Annotated in this window: 22 protein-coding genes; 10 read left to right on the top strand and 12 right to left on the bottom strand. The window is 66.4% G+C overall.

Going from position 1 to position 17,203, the window contains the following annotated elements:
- Positions 1–15 precede the first annotated feature (15 nt).
- The 6 genes from HMPREF2886_RS02615 to upp all read right to left on the bottom strand — a co-directional run bounded on the left by HMPREF2886_RS02615 (position 16) and on the right by upp (position 4,734).
- On the bottom strand, positions 16–804 hold the full coding sequence (locus tag HMPREF2886_RS02615) for a fimbrial biogenesis chaperone (RefSeq protein ID WP_042164345.1): 789 nt from the start codon (positions 802–804) through the stop codon (positions 16–18).
- Positions 805–822: 18 nt separating this feature from the next.
- The gene (locus HMPREF2886_RS02620) at positions 823–1,365 is read right to left on the bottom strand and encodes a Csu type fimbrial protein (RefSeq protein WP_079385352.1); all 543 of its coding nucleotides are present in this window, start codon (positions 1,363–1,365) and stop codon (positions 823–825) included.
- The gene (locus tag HMPREF2886_RS02625) at positions 1,365–1,898 is read right to left on the bottom strand and encodes a Csu type fimbrial protein (protein WP_073649750.1); all 534 of its coding nucleotides are present in this window, start codon (positions 1,896–1,898) and stop codon (positions 1,365–1,367) included. The genes HMPREF2886_RS02620 and HMPREF2886_RS02625 overlap by 1 nt, the downstream gene beginning before the upstream one ends.
- 30 nt (positions 1,899–1,928) lie before the next feature.
- Positions 1,929–2,477 carry a Csu type fimbrial protein gene (locus HMPREF2886_RS02630; RefSeq protein ID WP_003117437.1) on the bottom strand — a complete coding sequence of 183 codons (549 nt, stop codon included), beginning with the start codon at positions 2,475–2,477 and terminating at the stop codon, positions 1,929–1,931.
- Between the two features lie 332 nt (positions 2,478–2,809).
- Positions 2,810–4,093 carry a uracil-xanthine permease family protein gene (locus tag HMPREF2886_RS02635; protein WP_003094970.1) on the bottom strand — a complete coding sequence of 428 codons (1,284 nt, stop codon included), beginning with the start codon at positions 4,091–4,093 and terminating at the stop codon, positions 2,810–2,812.
- Between the two features lie 2 nt (positions 4,094–4,095).
- The gene (gene upp / locus HMPREF2886_RS02640; RefSeq protein ID WP_016562364.1) at positions 4,096–4,734 is read right to left on the bottom strand and encodes a uracil phosphoribosyltransferase; all 639 of its coding nucleotides are present in this window, start codon (positions 4,732–4,734) and stop codon (positions 4,096–4,098) included.
- A 169-nt stretch (positions 4,735–4,903) separates the two neighbouring features.
- On the opposite strand from upp, the gene HMPREF2886_RS02645 reads away from it, so the two are divergent.
- The gene (locus HMPREF2886_RS02645) at positions 4,904–5,461 is read left to right on the top strand and encodes a hypoxanthine-guanine phosphoribosyltransferase (RefSeq protein WP_033976136.1); all 558 of its coding nucleotides are present in this window, start codon (positions 4,904–4,906) and stop codon (positions 5,459–5,461) included.
- A 1-nt stretch (position 5,462) separates the two neighbouring features.
- The gene (locus HMPREF2886_RS02650) at positions 5,463–5,936 is read left to right on the top strand and encodes a WbuC family cupin fold metalloprotein (protein WP_033976134.1); all 474 of its coding nucleotides are present in this window, start codon (positions 5,463–5,465) and stop codon (positions 5,934–5,936) included.
- Here the strand turns inward: HMPREF2886_RS02650 and dauA are convergent.
- Positions 5,924–7,675 (bottom strand): C4-dicarboxylic acid transporter DauA, encoded by a 1,752-nt coding sequence (gene dauA, locus HMPREF2886_RS02655; RefSeq protein ID WP_070746751.1) that lies wholly within the window; start codon positions 7,673–7,675, stop codon positions 5,924–5,926. The two genes, HMPREF2886_RS02650 and dauA, sit on opposite strands and share 13 nt — an antisense overlap.
- A 135-nt stretch (positions 7,676–7,810) precedes the next feature.
- On the opposite strand from dauA, the gene HMPREF2886_RS02660 reads away from it, so the two are divergent.
- From HMPREF2886_RS02660 to HMPREF2886_RS02670, 3 genes are all read left to right on the top strand, one after another.
- Positions 7,811–8,296 (top strand): hypothetical protein, encoded by a 486-nt coding sequence (locus tag HMPREF2886_RS02660; RefSeq protein ID WP_039028085.1) that lies wholly within the window; start codon positions 7,811–7,813, stop codon positions 8,294–8,296.
- A gap of 82 nt (positions 8,297–8,378) precedes the next feature.
- A complete protein-coding gene (locus HMPREF2886_RS02665; protein WP_033971015.1) occupies positions 8,379–8,669 on the top strand; it encodes a PA4642 family protein in 291 nt (96 codons plus the stop codon).
- Between the two features lie 256 nt (positions 8,670–8,925).
- Complete coding sequence (locus HMPREF2886_RS02670; protein ID WP_003094957.1) at positions 8,926–9,339, top strand: VOC family protein; 414 nt, start codon at positions 8,926–8,928, stop codon at positions 9,337–9,339.
- Positions 9,340–9,390: 51 nt separating this feature from the next.
- On the opposite strand, the gene mqo is transcribed toward HMPREF2886_RS02670, so the two are convergent.
- On the bottom strand, positions 9,391–10,914 hold the full coding sequence (mqo, locus tag HMPREF2886_RS02675; RefSeq protein ID WP_033971011.1) for a malate dehydrogenase (quinone): 1,524 nt from the start codon (positions 10,912–10,914) through the stop codon (positions 9,391–9,393).
- Positions 10,915–11,754: 840 nt separating this feature from the next.
- On the opposite strand from mqo, the gene HMPREF2886_RS02680 reads away from it, so the two are divergent.
- Entirely contained in the window at positions 11,755–12,342 is a 588-nt protein-coding gene (locus tag HMPREF2886_RS02680; protein ID WP_003094953.1) for a YajG family lipoprotein, read from the top strand.
- A 57-nt stretch (positions 12,343–12,399) separates the two neighbouring features.
- Here the strand turns inward: HMPREF2886_RS02680 and HMPREF2886_RS35185 are convergent, their stop codons facing one another.
- Positions 12,400–12,606, bottom strand: coding sequence for a hypothetical protein (locus HMPREF2886_RS35185; protein ID WP_003094951.1), 207 nt, complete (start codon positions 12,604–12,606; stop codon positions 12,400–12,402).
- Between the two features lie 283 nt (positions 12,607–12,889).
- On the opposite strand from HMPREF2886_RS35185, the gene HMPREF2886_RS02690 reads away from it, so the two are divergent.
- Complete coding sequence (locus HMPREF2886_RS02690) at positions 12,890–13,168, top strand: hypothetical protein (protein ID WP_033971010.1); 279 nt, start codon at positions 12,890–12,892, stop codon at positions 13,166–13,168.
- Between the two features lie 120 nt (positions 13,169–13,288).
- On the opposite strand, the gene HMPREF2886_RS02695 is transcribed toward HMPREF2886_RS02690, so the two are convergent.
- Positions 13,289–14,449, bottom strand: coding sequence for a 1-acyl-sn-glycerol-3-phosphate acyltransferase (locus HMPREF2886_RS02695; RefSeq protein ID WP_003099351.1), 1,161 nt, complete (start codon positions 14,447–14,449; stop codon positions 13,289–13,291).
- A 97-nt stretch (positions 14,450–14,546) separates the two neighbouring features.
- On the opposite strand from HMPREF2886_RS02695, the gene HMPREF2886_RS02700 reads away from it, so the two are divergent.
- Positions 14,547–14,729 carry a CPXCG motif-containing cysteine-rich protein gene (locus tag HMPREF2886_RS02700; RefSeq protein ID WP_003094945.1) on the top strand — a complete coding sequence of 61 codons (183 nt, stop codon included), beginning with the start codon at positions 14,547–14,549 and terminating at the stop codon, positions 14,727–14,729.
- On the top strand, positions 14,729–14,992 hold the full coding sequence (locus HMPREF2886_RS02705; protein WP_003094943.1) for a putative signal transducing protein: 264 nt from the start codon (positions 14,729–14,731) through the stop codon (positions 14,990–14,992). The genes HMPREF2886_RS02700 and HMPREF2886_RS02705 overlap by 1 nt, the downstream gene beginning before the upstream one ends.
- A 12-nt stretch (positions 14,993–15,004) precedes the next feature.
- Here HMPREF2886_RS02705 and HMPREF2886_RS02710 read toward each other — a convergent pair whose 3' ends face one another.
- The gene (locus tag HMPREF2886_RS02710; protein ID WP_003094941.1) at positions 15,005–15,709 is read right to left on the bottom strand and encodes an MgtC/SapB family protein; all 705 of its coding nucleotides are present in this window, start codon (positions 15,707–15,709) and stop codon (positions 15,005–15,007) included.
- Between the two features lie 425 nt (positions 15,710–16,134).
- Between HMPREF2886_RS02710 and HMPREF2886_RS02715 the strand changes: the two genes are divergently transcribed.
- Positions 16,135–16,749: an SOS response-associated peptidase gene (locus HMPREF2886_RS02715; RefSeq protein WP_033971009.1), complete on the top strand. Its 615-nt coding sequence runs from the start codon at positions 16,135–16,137 to the stop codon at positions 16,747–16,749.
- Positions 16,750–16,751: 2 nt separating this feature from the next.
- Here the strand turns inward: HMPREF2886_RS02715 and HMPREF2886_RS02720 are convergent.
- On the bottom strand, positions 16,752–17,203 hold a 452-nt coding region (locus tag HMPREF2886_RS02720; protein WP_038820652.1), incomplete at its 5' end, for a methyl-accepting chemotaxis protein.

Genomic DNA, 17,203 nt, shown 5'->3' on the forward strand with positions numbered 1-17,203 from the left:
GGACCGACGTCCGCCTCAGTATCCGGGAACGCTGATCGGCGTGTCGTTGTCCGCCAGTTGCAGTTTCAGGGTCATGCCGGCGCCCGGCAGCAGCCCCGGCGGCAGCGGCCAGCGCATCTGCTGGCCGGGCAGCACGTAGCCGAGCAGGCCGTCCAGCAGCGCCAGGCTGCGGCCGTTGCCCTCCCAGCGGACATGGCTGAGGCGGGCGTGCACGCTACCCTCGTTGCGCACCTGCAGGTAACGCTTGCCCTGTTCCTCGACCAGCCGCCAGGCCAACTTCGGCCGGGTCGCGTCGGCCGGGTCGCGCTCGAGATCGCTGCGCGGCTGGGTCCAGACGCCGTCGGCGCTGACGAACAGCGGTACCGAATAGCGCATCTGGAACTGCAGGGCGAGACCGGGGCTTCGTTGCGCCTGCCCCGCGCTGCTGTCGGGGACTTCGTCGATCAGCACCCGGTAGGCGTCCTCCGGCGTGCTGGGCTGGCCGCCCTGGCGGATCAGCCGGACCAGTTGCCGGCGGCCCGGCTCGACCTTGACGAAGGGCGGGCTGGGAATCACCGCCTGCTGGTTGCGGTAGACGTCCTGGAAATCCGCCTGGGACCAGCCGAGCACCCGTACCTGCAGGGTGACCGGTTGCTTGCCGCGATTCTCCAGCCACAGCGCCGTGGCCGGCTGGTCGGCTTCGATGGCCGGGTTGATCGGCCAGATCAGCACCGCGCTGGCGGCCTGTGCCGGGCCGCCCAGGAGCAGCGTCAGCAGCGCCGCAAGCCAGAGGCCGGGACGGAGAGGTGGATGTGGACTGGGCATGTGATCCTCCATGACGGCTCAGAACGAAAGGGTGACGGTGACGGTATCGCGGTAGTTGCCGGCGGACGGCAGGCTGCCGACCGCGAACAGGCGCGCGTATACCGTGTAGGTCTGGGTGCTGGCGGGAAAGCTGGCGATGGTCCGCGCGAGAGCCCCGTTGCCCCAGACCTGGGAGTAGGCGGCATCCTGGTAGAGCTGGTAGGCGAGGGTCTCGTTACCGCTCACCTGCTTCAGGTAGCGCTGGCTGCTGCTGCCGCCATTGACCCCATAGTCGAGGGCGACGGAGACGGTCATTCCCGGAGTGCAGGTCAGGACGATGGAGCCGGCCCCGGAGCTGCTGGCGACGTTCACCGGGCTGGCCAGGTTGCCGAGGGTGCCGAAGCTCAGGGTGCCGAGGTCATAGGCGTTGTTGCTGATGGCGGTGCCGAAGGTGCAACCGTTGGCGACCACCGCCTGGACCTGGAAGGCGCGGCTGATCGGCGATGGATCGGCATGCGCGACCAGGCTCGGCAGCGGGAGCAGGAGAAGCGGCAGGAATAGACGCCGGCTGGACATCGGCATCACCAACTGATGGTCACGTTGACGGTGTCGCGGTAGGTCCCGGCGACCGGCGTGGCCTGTGCCGGCACCAGGCCGTAGATGGGGTACCACTGGTCGTTGCCGTTGCCGGTAGCGGCAACGCCGGTGGTGTTGTCCCAGACGATGCCGCCGGGGCGGTCGCTGTACAGGTTGTAGGTCAGGGTGAGGGCGGTGTTGGCGATATTCGCCATGCGCCGCGTGGCGACGCTGCCGTAGAGCCCGCCGTCGAGCGTGATCGCATAGGTCTGGCCGCTGACGCACTTGACCCGGATGGAGCCTGCGCCCTGCTGGCTGGTGGCGCTGATGGCGTTGTTCAGGGAGGCGTACTGGCCGAAGTCGAGGGTGCCGAAGGTGATCGCGCCACCGCTGCCGACGCTACCCGCTTCGCAGGCCGGGAGCAGCGTGGCGCTCAGGACGATGGTGGCGGTCTGTGCGTTTGCCGGGTTGCAGCCGAGCAGGCAGAGCAGTCCTCCGGCGAGGTAGCGGTTCAGGCTCATCGGTCCCCCCAGGACCACTGTGCCCGGCGCCGCGCCTGGCGGCGCGTCTTACCAGGCGATGGTGACCAGCAGGGTATCGGTGTAGGTCCCCGCCGTCGGCGTGGGCGTGCTTTGTCCGGTGGGCACCACGCGGCCGTAGAGGGGGATGTTGACCGCGGTGCCGGTGGAGACCGAGGAAATGTCTACCGGTGTGTTGGCCTGGATCAGCGCGCTGCGCGCGGCGTCCGAATAGATGTTATAGGCGATGGTGCTGCTGGTGGTGGTGGTGTTCTGCATGTAGCGCTGGCCGCCGCTGGCGTGCAGGCCTGCGTTCACCGTCAGGCTCGGGGTCAGGCCGGTGCTGCACTGGATCTGGATATTGCCGCTGGTGCCGACGGTCTGCGCGTCGACCACGTTGGTGAGGTCGGAATGGCTGCCGAAGTCCAGGGTTCCCCACTGGTTGATACCGCCGCTGACGCTGCCGTTGATGATGGTGCAGCCGGCACCGATGACCATCTGCACGCCGACCTGGCCGATCAGCGTACCGGCGGCCTGGGCGGTGCCCAGCAGGCTGGCGCAGGCACAGAACAACAAGACTGCCGGAGTGCGTTTATTCATCTCTAACTTCCTGTCGATAACGAATGTCGGTGGCGCAGGACGATGTTGGCGGATAAACAAGTTTTCCAGGATTTTAAATGACCGGACTTATATATCCGCCAAACTCGAAGTTCATGGCTGGCAACGCGCCGGGCGCGGCGCAGAGCGGCTCGCCAGTCATGCTTGACTGGCTATATAGCAGCGCGAATAAGCCTCTGCCAGTTAGATGGCGTGATTATTTGGAAAATACAGGGAAGTTTAATTACAAAGTAGTAAGCGATTGGCTACATGCGTTGAAAATAACGTGGCGGGTGGCAAATGGACGGAACAGCGAAGTGTTCCGTCCGTTGTTTTCAGTGCGAATCCTTGTGTTGTTCGTCGAGCGCCTTGTTCTGCCAGCCGTCGTTGCCCGGCAGCAACAGGTTGAGGACGATGGCGACGATGGCGCACAGGGCGATGCCCTTCAGGCCGATGTCATCGGGACCGGTACCGCTGCCGATCAGCACGCCGCCGATGCCGAACACCAGGGTCACCGAGACGATCACCAGGTTGCGCGCTTCCGAGAGATCGACCTTGTGCCGGATCAGGGTGTTCATGCCGACCGAGGCGATGGTGCCGAACAGCAGGCAGAGGATGCCGCCCATCACCGGTACCGGGATGCTTTGCAGGATCGCGCCGAACTTGCCGACGAAGGCCAGGGTGATGGCGATCACCGCCGCCCAGGTCATGATCTTCGGGTTGTAGTTCTTGGTCAGCATCACTGCGCCGGTGACTTCCGCGTAGGTGGTGTTGGGCGGTCCGCCGAACAGGCCGGCAGCCGAAGTGGCCAGGCCGTCGCCGAGGAGGGTGCGGTGCAGGCCGGGCTTCTTCAGGTAGTCCTGGCCGGTGACGCCGCCCACCGCGATGACCCCGCCGATATGCTCGATGGCCGGGGCCAGGGCCACCGGAACGATGAACAGGATCGCCTGCCAGTTGAATTCCGGCGCGGTGAATTTCGGCAGCTCCAGCCAGGGTGCGGCGACGATCGCGGCGGTGTCGACCACGCCGAAGACGAACGACAGGGCGAAGCCGACCAGCACGCCGGCGATGATCGGCACCAGGCGGAAGATGCCCTTGCCGAATACCGCCACCACCAGGGTGGTGAGCAGCGCCGGCATCGAGATCATCATCGCGGTGCGGTACGGCAGCAACTCGCTGCCGTCGCCGGCCTTGCCCATCGCCATGTTCGCCGCGATCGGCGCCATCGCCAGGCCGATCGAGATGATCACCGGGCCGATCACCACCGGCGGCAGCAGTTTATCGATGAAGCCGGTGCCCTTGATCTTCACTGCCAGGCCCATGAAGGTGTAGACGAAGCCGGCGGCGACTACCCCGCCCATGGTCGCGGCCAGGCCGAACTGGCCCTTGGCGAGGATGATCGGGGTGATGAAGGCGAAGCTGGAGGCGAGGAACACCGGTACCTGGCGCCCGGTCACCAATTGGAACAGCAGGGTCCCGAGGCCGGCGGTGAACAGCGCGACGTTGGGATCCAGGCCAGTGATCAGCGGCATCAGCACCAGCGCGCCGAAGGCGACGAACAGCATCTGCGCGCCTGACAGCACCTGGCGCCAGAGCGGCTCCTGGAAGGCATCGCCCATGTTCAGGCTTCCTTCTGCTTGGTACCGAAGATCTTGTCGCCGGCGTCGCCCAGGCCCGGAATGATGTAGCCGTTCTCGTCGAGCTTCTCGTCGATCGAGGCGGTATAGATGATCACGTCCGGGTGGGCCTGGCGTACCGCCTCGATGCCCTCGGGGGCGGCGACCAGCACCATGGCGCGGATTTCCTTGCTGCCGGCCTTCTTCAGCAGGTCGATGGTGGCGACCATCGAGCCACCGGTGGCGAGCATCGGGTCGATGATCAGCGAGCGGCGCTCGGCGATGTCCGGCGCCAGTTTTTCCAGGTAGGTCCGGGCTTCCAGGGTCTCTTCGTTGCGGGCGACGCCGACCGCGCTGACCTTGGCGCCGGGAATCAGGCTGAGCACGCCGTCGAGCATGCCGATGCCGGCGCGCAGGATCGGCACCACGGTGATCTTCTTCCCGGAGATCTTCTCCACCGTCACCGGGCCGGCCCATCCGGGGATTTCGTACTGTTCCAGGGGCAGGTCCTTGGTCGCCTCGTAGGTCAGCAGGGCGCCGACTTCCTGGGCCAGTTCGCGGAAGTTCTTGGTGCTGATATCGGCACGGCGCATCAGGCCCAGTTTGTGGCGGATGAGGGGGTGGCGGATCTCATGTACGGGCATGGGCGACTGTCTCCAACGGGGGGGCGGGCAAAAAAATTGCGCTAGCGTAATGCATTCCGCACAGTCTGGACCATTATTCTGATTCGCACTCGACCGCCGGGGGTTGCCCGATGGCGACCGGATGAGTACCTTTGCCGACTTTTTCTCAGCCCAGCCAGGGAGAAGCACCATGTCCGTCGATCTCGCGCACATCCGCCAAGTCAGGGCGGAAGCCGACTGCCTGTTCAACAACGACGAGGTCGAGGCAGCCATCGGTCGCGTCGCCGAGGCGATCAACCGCGATCTCGGCGAGACCAACCCGGTGGTCTTCTGCGTGATGAACGGCGGCCTGATCTTCTCCGGCAAGCTGCTCCCGCTGCTCGACTTCCCCCTCGAACTGTCCTACCTGCATGCGACCCGTTACCGCAACGAGACCTCCGGCGGCGAACTGTTCTGGAAGGCCAAGCCGGAAGTCTCCTTCATCGACCGTGACGTGCTGATCATCGACGACATCCTCGACGAAGGGCACACCCTCTCGGCGATCATCGACTTCTGCAAGCATGCCGGCGCACGCGCGGTGCACACCGCCGTACTGGTGGACAAGGAACACGAGCGCAAGGCCCGGCCCGACCTCAAGGCCAGCTTCACCGGCCTCTACTGTGCCGACCGCTACGTGTTCGGCTACGGCATGGACTACAAGGGCTACTGGCGCAACGCCGCGGGCATCTTCGCGGTCAAGGGGCTCTGAGATGGCCGGACCGCGCTACCTCGACCAGCAATTGTTCGCCGAACTGGCGAGCGGGGCGGGTAACGCGCCGCGTGGTCGCCAGCATCACAACTTCCACTGCATGGAGGAGCCCTGCCACCGCATGGCAGTGGGCCTCCAGCCGAATACCTACATCCCGCCGCACCGGCACCTGGATGCGGGCAAGGCCGAGGCGCTGATCGTGCTCAAGGGCCGTCTCGGCCTGCTGGTCTTCGCCGAGGACGGGAAGCTCCTCGACAAGCGTGAACTGAGCGCCGCTGGGGACTGCCCCGGTGTCGACCTGCCGCCCGGAGTGTTCCATGCCCTGGTGGTGCTGGAGCCGGACAGCATCTTGTTCGAATGCAAGGCCGGGCCTTACCGCCCGCTCGGCGAAGGCGAGTTCGCCAGTTGGGCGCCCGCCGAAGGCAGCGCCGATGCGCCGGCCTACCGCGACTGGATGCGCGCTCAGTTCGCCTGAGCGGCGAGCCCGTCCGCTTCGCTTGCCGCGCCGGCCAGCCAGGCCTCGGCCTTGCGCCTGGCCACCTCGAGGTTGTGGACGAACGCCATGCGGCCGGCCGCGGGATGGATGCCGGCGCGCTTGAGCTTCAGCCGCAGGCGCGCGTTGCAGCCGCAGAAGATCACGCCGATGCCGCGCTGCCGGTATTCGAGAAGCATGCTCTCCAGGGCCGCCAGGGCGGTCAGGTCGAGCATCGGCACCGCGCTCATCTCGATGATCACCACCTTCGCTTCCGGATTGAGCCGGCGCAGCACGCTGAGCGCCTTTTCCGCCGCACCGAAGAACAGCGGGCCGCGGATGGCGTAGGCGAGCACCGGCGCCGGCAGGTCGGCCAACGCCTGGTGGAAGCCGCGAGGCAGGCTGGCGGTATCGGTCAGCTCGCTCATGCGCTTGACGAACAGCCCGGCGGCCAGCAGCAGGCCCACGCCGACCGCCAGGACCATGTCGAACAGCACGGTGAGGACCAGGCAGGCCAGCAGCACCAGCACGTCGCTGCGCGGGGCGATGCGCAGGGTGTGCACGACGTGCGGCGCCTCGCTCATGTTCCACGCCACCATCATCAGCAACGCCGCCAGGGCGGCCATCGGCAGATAGCTGAACAGCGGTGCGAGGAACAGCATCGCCAGCAGCACGACGCCGGCGTGGAGCATCGCCGCCAGCGGAGAAAAGGCCCCGGCGCGGATGTTCGCGGCGGTCCGGGCGATGGCCGCCGTCGCGGTGATACCGCCGAACAGTGGCGCCACCAGGTTGCCCAGGCCCTGGCCGAGCAGCTCGCCGTTGGGATCGTGGCGGCTGCCGGTCATGCCGTCCGCGACCACCGCGCAGAGCAGCGACTCGATGGCACCGAGCATGGCGATGGCGAATGCCGGGGCAAGCAACTGGCGGATCAGCTCGAAGCTCAGGCCGAGTGGCCGGCCGTCCGGGCCGGGAAGGTTCCAGGGCAACTGGAAGCTCGGCAGGTAAGGGGGAATGCCGGCGTGGACGACGCCTTCGTGCTCGTAGCTGAAGCGTTCGCCGAGGGTCGCCACCGGCAGGCCCAGGCGCTCCAGCAACAGGCCGAGGAGCAGGCCGCCGGCGAGCGCCACCAGGTGTCCGGGGATCTTCGGGAAGAGTCGTGGCCAGGCGACCAGGATCGCCAGGGCGGATAACCCGACCAGGCTGTCGCCCGGGCGCAGGCTGGGCAGCGAGCGCAGCAGCAGGCCGGCCTGCTCCAGGTAGTGCTGCGGCTGGCCGTGCACCTGCAGACCGAGGAAGTCCTTGAGCTGCAGGGTGGCGATGACGATGCCGATGCCGGCGGTGAAGCCCAGGGTCACCGGATAGGGGATGAACTGGATCAGCCGGCCGACCCGGCCCAGGCCCATGGCGACCAGGATCAGGCCGGCCAGCAAGGTGCAGAGCAGCAAGCCGCCAAGGCCGTACTGCTGGACGATGGGCAGGAGGATTACCACGAACGCCGCGGTCGGCCCGGTCACGTTGAAGCGCGAACCTCCGCTGAGGGCGATCAGCGGGGCTGCCACCAGCACGGTGTACAGGCCGTGCTGCGGAGGCACGCCGACGGCGATGGCCAGCGCCATCGCCAGGGGGATGGCAATGATCCCGACGGTCAGGCCGGCGCCGAGGTCGCCGCGCAGGGCTCGCAGCGAATAGCCCGCCCTGAGGCTCTGGCGCCAGGCGCTGAACAAGGGAATGGTGGGTAGCATGGCGGCGGTCCCTCCCGAACGGCGAGCCGAACGCGAGTATACGTCTACGGTGGCACCGGGAGGTTGATGTGGATCGCCTGCCGTCGCGGTGCGGCCCCGTGCTAGAGTGCCGGCTCGCCCTGTCCGGAGGTCCCGATGTTCGCCCGTAGCCTGTGCGGCTCCCTGCTCCTGTTCTTCAGCCTGACCGGCCTGGCCGCCGAGAATCCCCCGATGCACGCGCGCTTCCTGCCGCCCGACGACGGCCAGTTGCGCCAGGAGGCGCCGGAGCAGCAGCAACTGATCCAGATCACCGAGTACAGCGTGGTGCTGGGTAACCAGCGGCAGTCCAACCAGCAGCCGATCCCGATCACCACGCCGACCCTGCTGCGCCTGAAGGGCAAGCCGCTGAGCAAGGGGGCGACCCTGGCTCAGGTGCTGATCCAGTTCGACAGCGAAGGCAAGAGCCTGAAGAAGCCGGTCTACGATGCCGGGACCCGCACCCTCACGCTCAACTACCCGTTGGCGCAGTACCCGGCGTTGCTCGACCTGCTGCGCAACCAGACGGTCTATTGCCAGTTCCTCGCCTATCCCAACGGCCATGTCTGGGCCGACCTGCACACCGGCGCGGTACGCGCGCGTTGAGCCTCGCCGCGCGCCGGGAGTAAACTGCCTGGCCTTATCCCGCGCCGGGCGAGCCCGGCCCCAGAGCCGTTGAGAGAGAGCGATGCGCAAAGACAAGAAACAGATCATTGGCGAAGAGATCAGTGACGAGTCGATCAAGCTGTTCCTCGGCGTCGAGCCGGCCGACGACACGCCCCCCTCGCTGCACAAGCTGATCAAGGCCTATCGCGGTCTGCGCATCGACGACTTCGAGCGCTTCCTCACCTTCTTCCGCGAGGCCGGCTACGATCTCGACGCGCGCGATGCCAAGGGCAACGACTTCATCGCCCTGGTAGCCGACCAGCGCCAGGCCGCGCCCTACATCGAAGCGCTGCAGGCGGCCAAGGGCGCTTGAGCCAGCCATGCGATGAAGAGCCCGCCCTTCGGCGGGCTTTTTCGTTGCGCGGTCCGCCGAACCCCACCCGTCGGCGAACGCCGGCACCCGAATGGCGGCTGGCGGTGGCAAGGGACGATAGGCATACGGGCCTTCTCGCGTTGCGGAGCGCCAGGGAGGGGCGGATGGCCAGGATGGCGTTATTCGTTCTGCGAGACGGTGGCTGTCGGCTGTTGCTTTTCTACACTCACAGGAAAAACAGCCTGCCGAGGTTTCCATGTACGTCCAGCCCTACGTCTGCTTCAACGGTCGTTGCGAAGAGGCCCTGCGTTTCTATGAACACGCCATCGGCGCCAGGGTGAGTTTCCTGTTCCGCTTCGATGAGGCGCCCGGTCCGGTGGTGGTGCCGGAAGGCTGGTGCGACAAGGTGATGCACGCCAACCTGCAGATCGGCGACAGCCAGATCATGGCCTCGGACGGGCATGGGCCGGCATTGCAGCCGATCTCCGGGATTTCCCTTTCGCTGAATACCCGCGACCCGCAGCAGGCGCGGCGCTGCTATGACGCCTTGCTGGAGGACGGCGGACGGGTCGAGCTGGAGCTGGGCAAGACCTTCTGGTCGCCCTGTTTCGGTACCCTGGTGGACCGTTTCGGGGTGTCCTGGATGATCAATTGCGAGGCCGGTGCCTGATTCCACAAATGAAAAAGCCGCCCGAAGGCGGCTTTTTCCGTTACGTGTGGCTCACTCGGCGTTGACCGGGGCCTGCACGTCGTTCTTCGCGGTCAGCTCCAGCACCTCGCTGCAACGGCTGCTGACGCTGCGGTACAGCTCGGCGTCGCTTTCCAGCTCTTTCTCGCGAGCCGGGAAGATTTCCTTCAGCTTGGTGCTCCACTCCGGCGAGCGGGCCTGCTCCGGGAAGCAGCGCTCGATCAGGCCGAGCATGATCGAGACGGTCACCGAGGCGCCCGGCGAGGCGCCCAGCAGGGCGGCGATGGAGCCGTCGTGGGCGGCCACCAGCTCGGTGCCGAACTGCAGGATGCCGCCTTTCTTCGGATCCTTCTTGATGATCTGCACGCGCTGGCCGGCGACTTCCAGGCGCCAGTCCTCGGCCCTGGCTTCGGGGTAGAACTTGCGCAGGGCTTCCAGGCGCTGTTCCGGCGACTGCATGACCTGGCCGATCAGGTAGCGGGTCAGGTCCATGTTGTCGCGGGCCACCGAGAGCATCGGCAGGATGTTGCCCGGGCGTACCGACAGCGGCAGGTCGAGGAACGAGCCATGGCGCAGGAACTTGGTGGAGAAACCGGCATAGGGGCCGAACAGCAGGGATTTCTTGCCGTCCACCACACGGGTGTCCAGGTGCGGCACGGACATCGGCGGCGAGCCGACCTCGGCCTGGCTGTAGACCTTGGCCTGGTGTTGCTTGACGATTTCCGGGTTGTCGCAGCGCAGCCACTGGCCGCTCACCGGGAAACCACCGAAGCCCTTGCCTTCCGGGATGCCGGAAAGTTGCAGGAGCGGCAGGGCGCCGCCGCCGGCGCCGAGGAAGACGAAGCGTGCCTGGATCTCGCGGTCGCCGCCGTTGCGGGTGTCCTTGACGGTGACCCGCCAGCCGTTATCGGCGCGGCGCAGGTGGGTGACCTTCTGGTTGTAGCGGATCTGCGCGCCCGGCTGTTGCGCCAGGTGTTGCAGGAGCTGGTTGGTCAGGGCGCCGAAGTTGACGTCGGTACCGCCCTCGACGCGGGTCGCGGCGATCGCTTCGTCGGCCGGACGACCCGGCATCATCAGCGGCATCCACTCGGCGAGGGTGGCCTTGTCTTCGGAGTAGACCATGGTCTCGAAGGCGTGGTGCTTCGTCAGCGATTCGAAGCGCTTCTTCAGGTAGGCGATGCCTTCGCTGCCGCGCACGAAGCTCAGGTGCGGCACCGGGTTGATGAAGGTCTTCGGCGAGCCGAAGGTGCCCTTGGCGACCAGGTGCGACCAGAACTGCTTCGACACCTCGAACATGGTGTTGATGCCCACCGCCTTCTTGATGTCGATGCTGCCGTCGGCCGACTGCGGGGTGTAGTTCAGCTCGCACAGGCCGGCGTGGCCGGTGCCCGCGTTGTTCCACGGGTTGGAGCTTTCGATCGCGCCGGACTCCTGGAGTTCGACGACTTCCATCTTCAGGTTGGGGTCGAGTTCCTTGAGCAGGACCGCCAGGGTCGCGCTCATGATGCCGGCGCCTACCAGCAGCATGTCGACTGTTTCGTGATCGTTTTGCGCCATTAACGCTTCTCCAAAATCTTCAGCACCAAATTGACGACAGACGGGGCGGGGCCGAGGCCGGTACGGGCCGGCAGGCAGCGGCGGAGGGAGCCGTCATGTCCGATTCTTCGCAACAACGGCGGGACGCCGGGCGTCATCGCCTATGGATGCCGGGCGCGGGGCTGGCGATCTGGCAGCCTGGCTGGCCCATGCGGGCATCCGGTCGTGCAAGCACATTCGCGACGGAACGGGCCGTCAGGCTCTGGTCATGAGGTATCCGCTGCGGTCGCGTCTGCGGGGGGCTGTTTCAAGCGCTAATGGCGCACTTACCGACGCAAAACTCTTCATTGCTCGCCACACTCTCGTGAAGTAGTGAAATACCTTCGATCCACGCTCTTTTGGAGACATGGGCCGGAAGGGCTCGTCTGTCGCGGGCATGCCTTCGCAGAATCGTGCGGGGTCATGCGGCATTCCTTGCCGAAAAACTCGCTACAGGCGTTTCAGGGCGTCTGCCTCATGGGGCAGCGCTCTACTGGCGGCTCTCTGTGGGGGGATGGCGCGGGGCCGGAACCCGATCAGGAGGCGTCCTTATAATCGGGGGGCGATTATAACGGTGAAAATCAAAAAATACCCCGCTCCTTAGACTTTTTTCCCATTCCCGGTCACGAAGTGCCCGCCGGCGAAAGCCCCCTGGGACAATCCGCCGCGCCGTATCTGCCAAACGCCGGGCATGCGTGCCCTGCACCACCTGCCACAGGCGAGGAACCGCGCCTCGTGGCGAACGTCCAAGGCAATGCTGCGGTGCCTTCGCGGCGCCGTTATACTGCCGGCCATTCGTGCCCAACCCATGGAGAGATGAGCATGCTGCATCGCCTGTTGCTCAGCCTGATGACCGCAAGCGCCCTGGTTCTCGGCGGCTGCGCCCTGAGCCCGCAACAACTGGACCCGCAACCGGTCCTGAAAGGACCGTTGACCGCCGTCGGCCATGGCCAGCCGGTGGTGGTCAAGGTGGTCGATGGCCGTCCCGGCCCGTCCCTGGGCACCCGCGGCGGCCTCTACGCCGATACCAGCACCCTGACCGTCCGTAGCGAGGACGTGGTGCCCAAGCTCCAGGCCCAGGCCGAGACCGCCGTGCGCCTGCTCGGCTACACGCCTTCGGCCAACGCCTACAACGCGCCGCAACTGACCCTGACCCTGGCCGAACTGAAGTACCAGTCGCCGAAGGACGGCGTCTACGTCACCCAGGCCGACATCACCGCGACCTTCCGCGCCGACGTGCAGAACAGCAGCCGGCGCTACACCGGTCGCTATGGCGCCTCCCTGAACCAGCGCTTCGGCATGGCGCCGAACCAGGCGACCAACAGCAAGCTGGTCAGCGAGGTGCTCAGCGACGCCCTGACCCGCGTGTTCAAGGACCCGACCATCGCTCAGACCCTCGGCCAGCAATGAGCCGGCGGTAACGAGAAAGCCCGGCGGATGCCGGGCTTTTTCATGCGCTAGGGAAACTCAGGCGGCCTGGTGGAAGGGGTCCGGCTCGCCGATGCTGATGCGTTCGTCGGTCTCAGGCAGGTCGAGGTGTTCATGGCCGCAGGCGGTGCAGTACACCAGCCAGCGGTCGTCCTGGACATTGAAGGAAAGATCGACGATCACGGCCTCGATCTCGTCCAGGTGGTCGATCAGATAGTTATGTTCGTGGGGTGCGGTTTCCAGCATGACGACTCTCCTGTGTTGTCGCTTGCCTGGGTGGGGTTCTGTGACCGGGACAGCATTTTCAGACTAGTTGGTCACAATGACGAAGCCGCGTCTTTTTTAGACGTATTGCTGCTAACCGCTGCGCTTCGTCGCGACAACCCGGGCGCCGCTGGCCGTCGCTCATGCATTCTGGATAGAATTCGACCAGTCCTTCCCCGCCGTCCCCGACGGTCCGTCCTGTCATCAGCTCACCCAAGGCGTTACTCGGTAGCCCCGGCGTGTTGTCCTGTTGCGGAGGTTATCGATGTCCTTGCAAGCCCTGTGGGCGCTGTTTCTCGCCCATCCCGCCCAGGCCGTGAACGGCCTTGCGCTGTTCTTCGGTGTCGCCGGCGCCTGGCTGCTGCTGGCCACCCGCGCACGCGAGCGTCGCGCCCTGGCGCGCTGGGCCGCGGAGGGCGAGGCGGGGGAGGAGGCATTGCCGATGGACGAGGCGACCCTGCGGATCAACCTGTTCTTCTACCGATTCGGCACCGCCTGCCTGGGCCTGGCGCTGCTGGTCAGTTGGGCCAGCACGCGGTTCTGAGAGCCCTGCCTCGGCGAGCCTAATCGCACGCGGATAACCGTATCGCGGTTATCCGTCCATCGCCTGCGGGTTCGAAGCCGTTGCCCGATGGAGAAGCCCGGCGGCGCCGGGCTTTCGTCTTCAGGATTGCTGCTTGATCCGGTATTGGTTGAGCACCGGGTTGGCGTATTGCAGCACCAGCCAGGGGCGCTGCTCGGCCGGGCATTGCTCCAGGCGGCGGTTCCATTCCTTGCGCGCCTTCTCCAGCTCCTCGCTGCCGAACAGGCTCTCGGCCGTGGGGACGGCGAGACCCGGGTCGCGGTTCTCGCTCATCTCGTAGGCCAGGTAGTGCACCGGGAACAGACGGTAGTTGCCGAGGATCTGCCGGTCCAGTTCGGCGGCCAGCTGCTTGGCGTCGCTGAACTCGCCCTCCAGCTCGGCGCCGAAGTTGATGTGCACGCGGCCCTTGTAGCCGGTGATGCCCAGGGCGATGCTGGCATCGTCTTCGCCCGGCGCCTTGCGGTACTCGCCGGTGCTGGCGCGGGTGTGCAGCTCGCGGGCCTTGGCCAGGTCGCAGGGGTCGTATTCGTAGCTGATCGACACCGGGATGAAATGCAGGGCGCGCACCATTTCGGCGAAGGGTTCGTCCTTGCGGCTCATGTGGAACATCTTGAGGATCGCCGAGTCGGTACGGTCGTCGCCGTCCTTGGCCCGGCCTTCGGCCTGGGCGATCCACACCGACTGGCGGTCCTCGCGGATCGAATGGTTGATGTAGGCGGAGAGCGTCTGGTAGGCGGCGAGCTTCTCGCGCCGGCCGCTCAGCGAACGGTGCACGATGAAGCTCTTGTTCAGGCGCATCAGGTCGCTGACGAAGGATTTCTGCAGCAGGTTGTCGCCGATGGCGATGCGCGGGGTCGGCAGGCCGGCGTGGTACACGGCGTAGTTGACGAAGGCCGGGTCCATCACGATATCGCGGTGGTTGGCGATGAACAGGTAGGCACAGCCTGGCTTGAGGCGATTGACCCCGGAGTAGGTGACGCCGTCGGTGGCCTTCTCGATGGTGTGGTCGACGTAGGGCTCGAACTTGTCCTGCAGCGTGGCGACGCTGCGGATGCCGGTGACCTCGCGGGCCAGGCGATGGGCTATAAGAGGTTTGAGCAGCCAACCGAGGGGACCGGCCAGGCGCGGGAAGCGGTAGCGGACCAGGGCGCCGAGGAAGGCGTCGTCGCTCAGGAGGCGTTGCAATACCGCGGGGACTTCGGCGTCACTGTAGGGTCGGATGGCTTCGAACTCGCCCATCATGCTTTCTGGTTCCATATGGATGCTGCGAAGGCCGCCCCAGGGGGTGGCCGAAAATTGAACCGCGCGATTATAAACGGAACTCATAGGGGGTGCAGCGATGCTCGAAAGCCAGGCCTATAGCTGCCCTTACTGCGGGGAACCGGCCGAGGCGCTGCTCGACCTGAGTGCCGGCGACCAGCAGTACTACGAGGACTGCCCGGTGTGTTGCCGGCCGATTCTGTTCGACCTGCGCACCGATGGGCAGGACTGGTCACTGAACGTCCGCCGGGAGGATGACTGATGCAGCGCGTATATGAGCCGGCCGACCTGCTGGAGGCCGAGATGCTGGTGGGAATGCTCGCCAGCGAAGGGATCGCCGCCCATGTCAGCGGCCGCCACCTGGTCGGCGCCATCGGCGAACTGCCGCCTGGCGGACTGCTGGCGTTGTTGGTGGCGGACGAGCAGACGGAGCGGGCGCGGGAACTGATCCTCGCCTACAACGCCGCCGCCCCGCTGGCCGAGGAGCCGCCGGAACCCTGCGGCCCCGGCAGCCTGTTGTGTTGAGGCGGCCGCCGCTCAGTCGGCCGCCAGTTCGAAGACCTGCCAGCGTACCGAGCTGACGCCCTTCTCCAGGCTGACCCGGCTGACCAGGCGTTCCAGCTGCGCCGGAGCTTCGGGGGTGCCGAGCAGTTCGGCGCGGACTTCCAGCTTGGCCGGGTTGTCCAGATCCTCGCTGTGCAGCGATTGCAGGCGCAGGTCGCTGCTGCCGAGGCTGTGCAGCATCAGGCTGCGAACCTGGATCTCGTCCTCGGCGCGGCAGACGATCTGCACTTCGTAGCGTTGCTCGGCCTCGCTGGCCGGCAACACGTCCTGGCGGTTCAGGCGTTGGGCGATGTCGCGCAGCAGGATGTTGGCGCAGAGCACCACCAGGCTGCCGAGCGTGGCCTCCAGCAGCAGGCCCATGCTGCACAGCACGCCGATGGCGGCGGTGCACCAGAGGGTGGCTGCGGTGTTCAGGCCGCGCACGTTGAGGCCGTCGCGCATGATCACGCCGCCGCCGAGGAAGCCGATCCCGGAGACCACATAGGCGGCGATCCGTGAAGCGTCGCCGGCCAGGCCGGGCACGCCCTGGGTCATCAGCACGAACAGGCAGGCGCCAGTGCTGACCAGCGCATTGGTGCGCAGGCCGGTGAGGCGTTGGCGCAGCTGGCGTTCGGCGCCGATCAGGGCACCCAGGACCAGCGCGACCGCGACGCGCAGGAGAAATACTTTCCAATCCATGTTTCACCTCGTTGCCGGCCGACGGCCGGAGCTGGCGCGGGCCGTCGGTCCGCGCGGATAAAGGACGATGGATTGCGCAGGACCGCGGCTTCCCGCTGCGCGGTTGGCGCGAGGGAAGGGACACGAAGGGAAAATGGGGATGCGTCATCCCGGTCGGGATGCGGATCGCCACTGTCCGCCATGCTCGGCGAGGCAGTGGCAGAGGGTTCTGCTGGACTAGCTCGCCGGATGGACCTGTCGCAATCGACTAGGGCTGTTGTCCAATGCAGGACTCCTGTGTGGGTTACAGAATGCGGGCGGCACCTTAAGCCTGGAGGATAGGCGCGTCAAGTTAAGATTGGGTTTCATTCAGCTTGCGTTCGGCAAGGCCGGCGTAGCGCTTCGGGTTACACTGTGCGGCTTTCCCTCACCAGGCAGTGCCAAGCATGAGTGGTCGTTACGCCCTGTTCCGCTGGAATCCTTCGCTGGCGGCCCTGCCAGGCTTTCCGGCGGATTGGCGGGCGCACTGGAACATTTCTCCGGCGAACCAGGTGCTGATGGTTCGCCAGGAAGCCGGTGCGCGCCGCGCCGACCTGGCGCGCTGGGGGCTGACCCCGGCCTGGCTCACCGACCTGTCGCGTACGCCCAGCCACGCGCGGGCGGAAACCCTCGCCGAGCAACCGATGTTCCGCGAGGCGTTCCAGCAGCGACGCTGCCTGCTGCCGGCCAACGGCTTCTATGAATGGCGCGGGGTGCGCAAGCGTCCGTACTGGGTCTCCACCGGCGAGCGCCTGTTGTTCTTCGCCGGCATCTGGGAGGCCTATCCGGTGCAGGGACAAACCTGGCTCAGCGTGGCCCAGGTATCCCAGGCGGCCGCCGAGTTCCGCCGGCCGCTGCTGCTCGACGAGGCCGAGCAGGATACCTGGCTGGCTCCGGACACGCCGCTGCCGGCGCTGATAAGCCTGCTCGCCAAGCCCCAGCCGAACCTGCGCAGCGTGGCCCTGGCCGGCTTCGTCAACAAGCCTGAAACCGACGGGCCGGAGTGCCTGACCCCGGCCTGACGCTAGACCCTGAACTGATTCACCAGGCGCCGCTGCTGCTCGGCCAGGCGGGTCAGCTCGGCGCTGGCCTGCGAGGCCTCGTCGGCGCCGCCGGCCACCTGGTTGGCGACCTGGCCGATGTTGGCGACGTTGCGGTTGATGTCCTCGGCTACCGCGCTCTGCTCCTCGGCGGCGCTGGCGATCTGGGTGTTCATGTCGTTGATCACCGATACCGCCTGGGTGATCGACTCCAGCGCCTCGGCCGCCTGGCGCGCATGGCGCACGCTGTCGTCGGTGCGCTCCTGGCTGTCCTGCATGACCTTCACCACGTCGCGGGTGCCCTGCTGCAACTGCTGGATCATGCTCTGGATTTCTTCGGTGGCCTGCTGGGTCTTCTGCGCCAGGTTGCGTACCTCGTCGGCCACCACTGCGAAACCGCGACCCTGCTCGCCGGCGCGGGCGGCCTCGATGGCGG

The sequence above is a fragment of the Pseudomonas sp. HMSC066A08 genome, assembly GCF_001813025.1.
Taxonomy (GTDB): domain Bacteria; phylum Pseudomonadota; class Gammaproteobacteria; order Pseudomonadales; family Pseudomonadaceae; genus Pseudomonas; species Pseudomonas aeruginosa.

Coding starts and splice junctions, on each gene's coding strand:
- HMPREF2886_RS02615 (WP_042164345.1), bottom strand. CDS start 804: ATGCCCAGTCCACATCCACCTCTCCGTCCCGGCCTCTGGCTTGCGGCG.
- HMPREF2886_RS02620 (WP_079385352.1), bottom strand. CDS start 1,365: ATGCCGATGTCCAGCCGGCGTCTATTCCTGCCGCTTCTCCTGCTCCCG.
- HMPREF2886_RS02630 (WP_003117437.1), bottom strand. CDS start 2,477: ATGAATAAACGCACTCCGGCAGTCTTGTTGTTCTGTGCCTGCGCCAGC.
- HMPREF2886_RS02635 (WP_003094970.1), bottom strand. CDS start 4,093: ATGGGCGATGCCTTCCAGGAGCCGCTCTGGCGCCAGGTGCTGTCAGGC.
- upp (WP_016562364.1), bottom strand. CDS start 4,734: ATGCCCGTACATGAGATCCGCCACCCCCTCATCCGCCACAAACTGGGC.
- HMPREF2886_RS02645 (WP_033976136.1), top strand. CDS start 4,904: ATGTCCGTCGATCTCGCGCACATCCGCCAAGTCAGGGCGGAAGCCGAC.
- HMPREF2886_RS02650 (WP_033976134.1), top strand. CDS start 5,463: ATGGCCGGACCGCGCTACCTCGACCAGCAATTGTTCGCCGAACTGGCG.
- dauA (WP_070746751.1), bottom strand. CDS start 7,675: ATGCTACCCACCATTCCCTTGTTCAGCGCCTGGCGCCAGAGCCTCAGG.
- HMPREF2886_RS02660 (WP_039028085.1), top strand. CDS start 7,811: ATGTTCGCCCGTAGCCTGTGCGGCTCCCTGCTCCTGTTCTTCAGCCTG.
- HMPREF2886_RS02665 (WP_033971015.1), top strand. CDS start 8,379: ATGCGCAAAGACAAGAAACAGATCATTGGCGAAGAGATCAGTGACGAG.
- HMPREF2886_RS02670 (WP_003094957.1), top strand. CDS start 8,926: ATGTACGTCCAGCCCTACGTCTGCTTCAACGGTCGTTGCGAAGAGGCC.
- mqo (WP_033971011.1), bottom strand. CDS start 10,914: ATGGCGCAAAACGATCACGAAACAGTCGACATGCTGCTGGTAGGCGCC.
- HMPREF2886_RS02680 (WP_003094953.1), top strand. CDS start 11,755: ATGCTGCATCGCCTGTTGCTCAGCCTGATGACCGCAAGCGCCCTGGTT.
- HMPREF2886_RS35185 (WP_003094951.1), bottom strand. CDS start 12,606: ATGCTGGAAACCGCACCCCACGAACATAACTATCTGATCGACCACCTG.
- HMPREF2886_RS02690 (WP_033971010.1), top strand. CDS start 12,890: ATGTCCTTGCAAGCCCTGTGGGCGCTGTTTCTCGCCCATCCCGCCCAG.
- HMPREF2886_RS02695 (WP_003099351.1), bottom strand. CDS start 14,449: ATGATGGGCGAGTTCGAAGCCATCCGACCCTACAGTGACGCCGAAGTC.
- HMPREF2886_RS02700 (WP_003094945.1), top strand. CDS start 14,547: ATGCTCGAAAGCCAGGCCTATAGCTGCCCTTACTGCGGGGAACCGGCC.
- HMPREF2886_RS02705 (WP_003094943.1), top strand. CDS start 14,729: ATGCAGCGCGTATATGAGCCGGCCGACCTGCTGGAGGCCGAGATGCTG.
- HMPREF2886_RS02710 (WP_003094941.1), bottom strand. CDS start 15,709: ATGGATTGGAAAGTATTTCTCCTGCGCGTCGCGGTCGCGCTGGTCCTG.
- HMPREF2886_RS02715 (WP_033971009.1), top strand. CDS start 16,135: ATGAGTGGTCGTTACGCCCTGTTCCGCTGGAATCCTTCGCTGGCGGCC.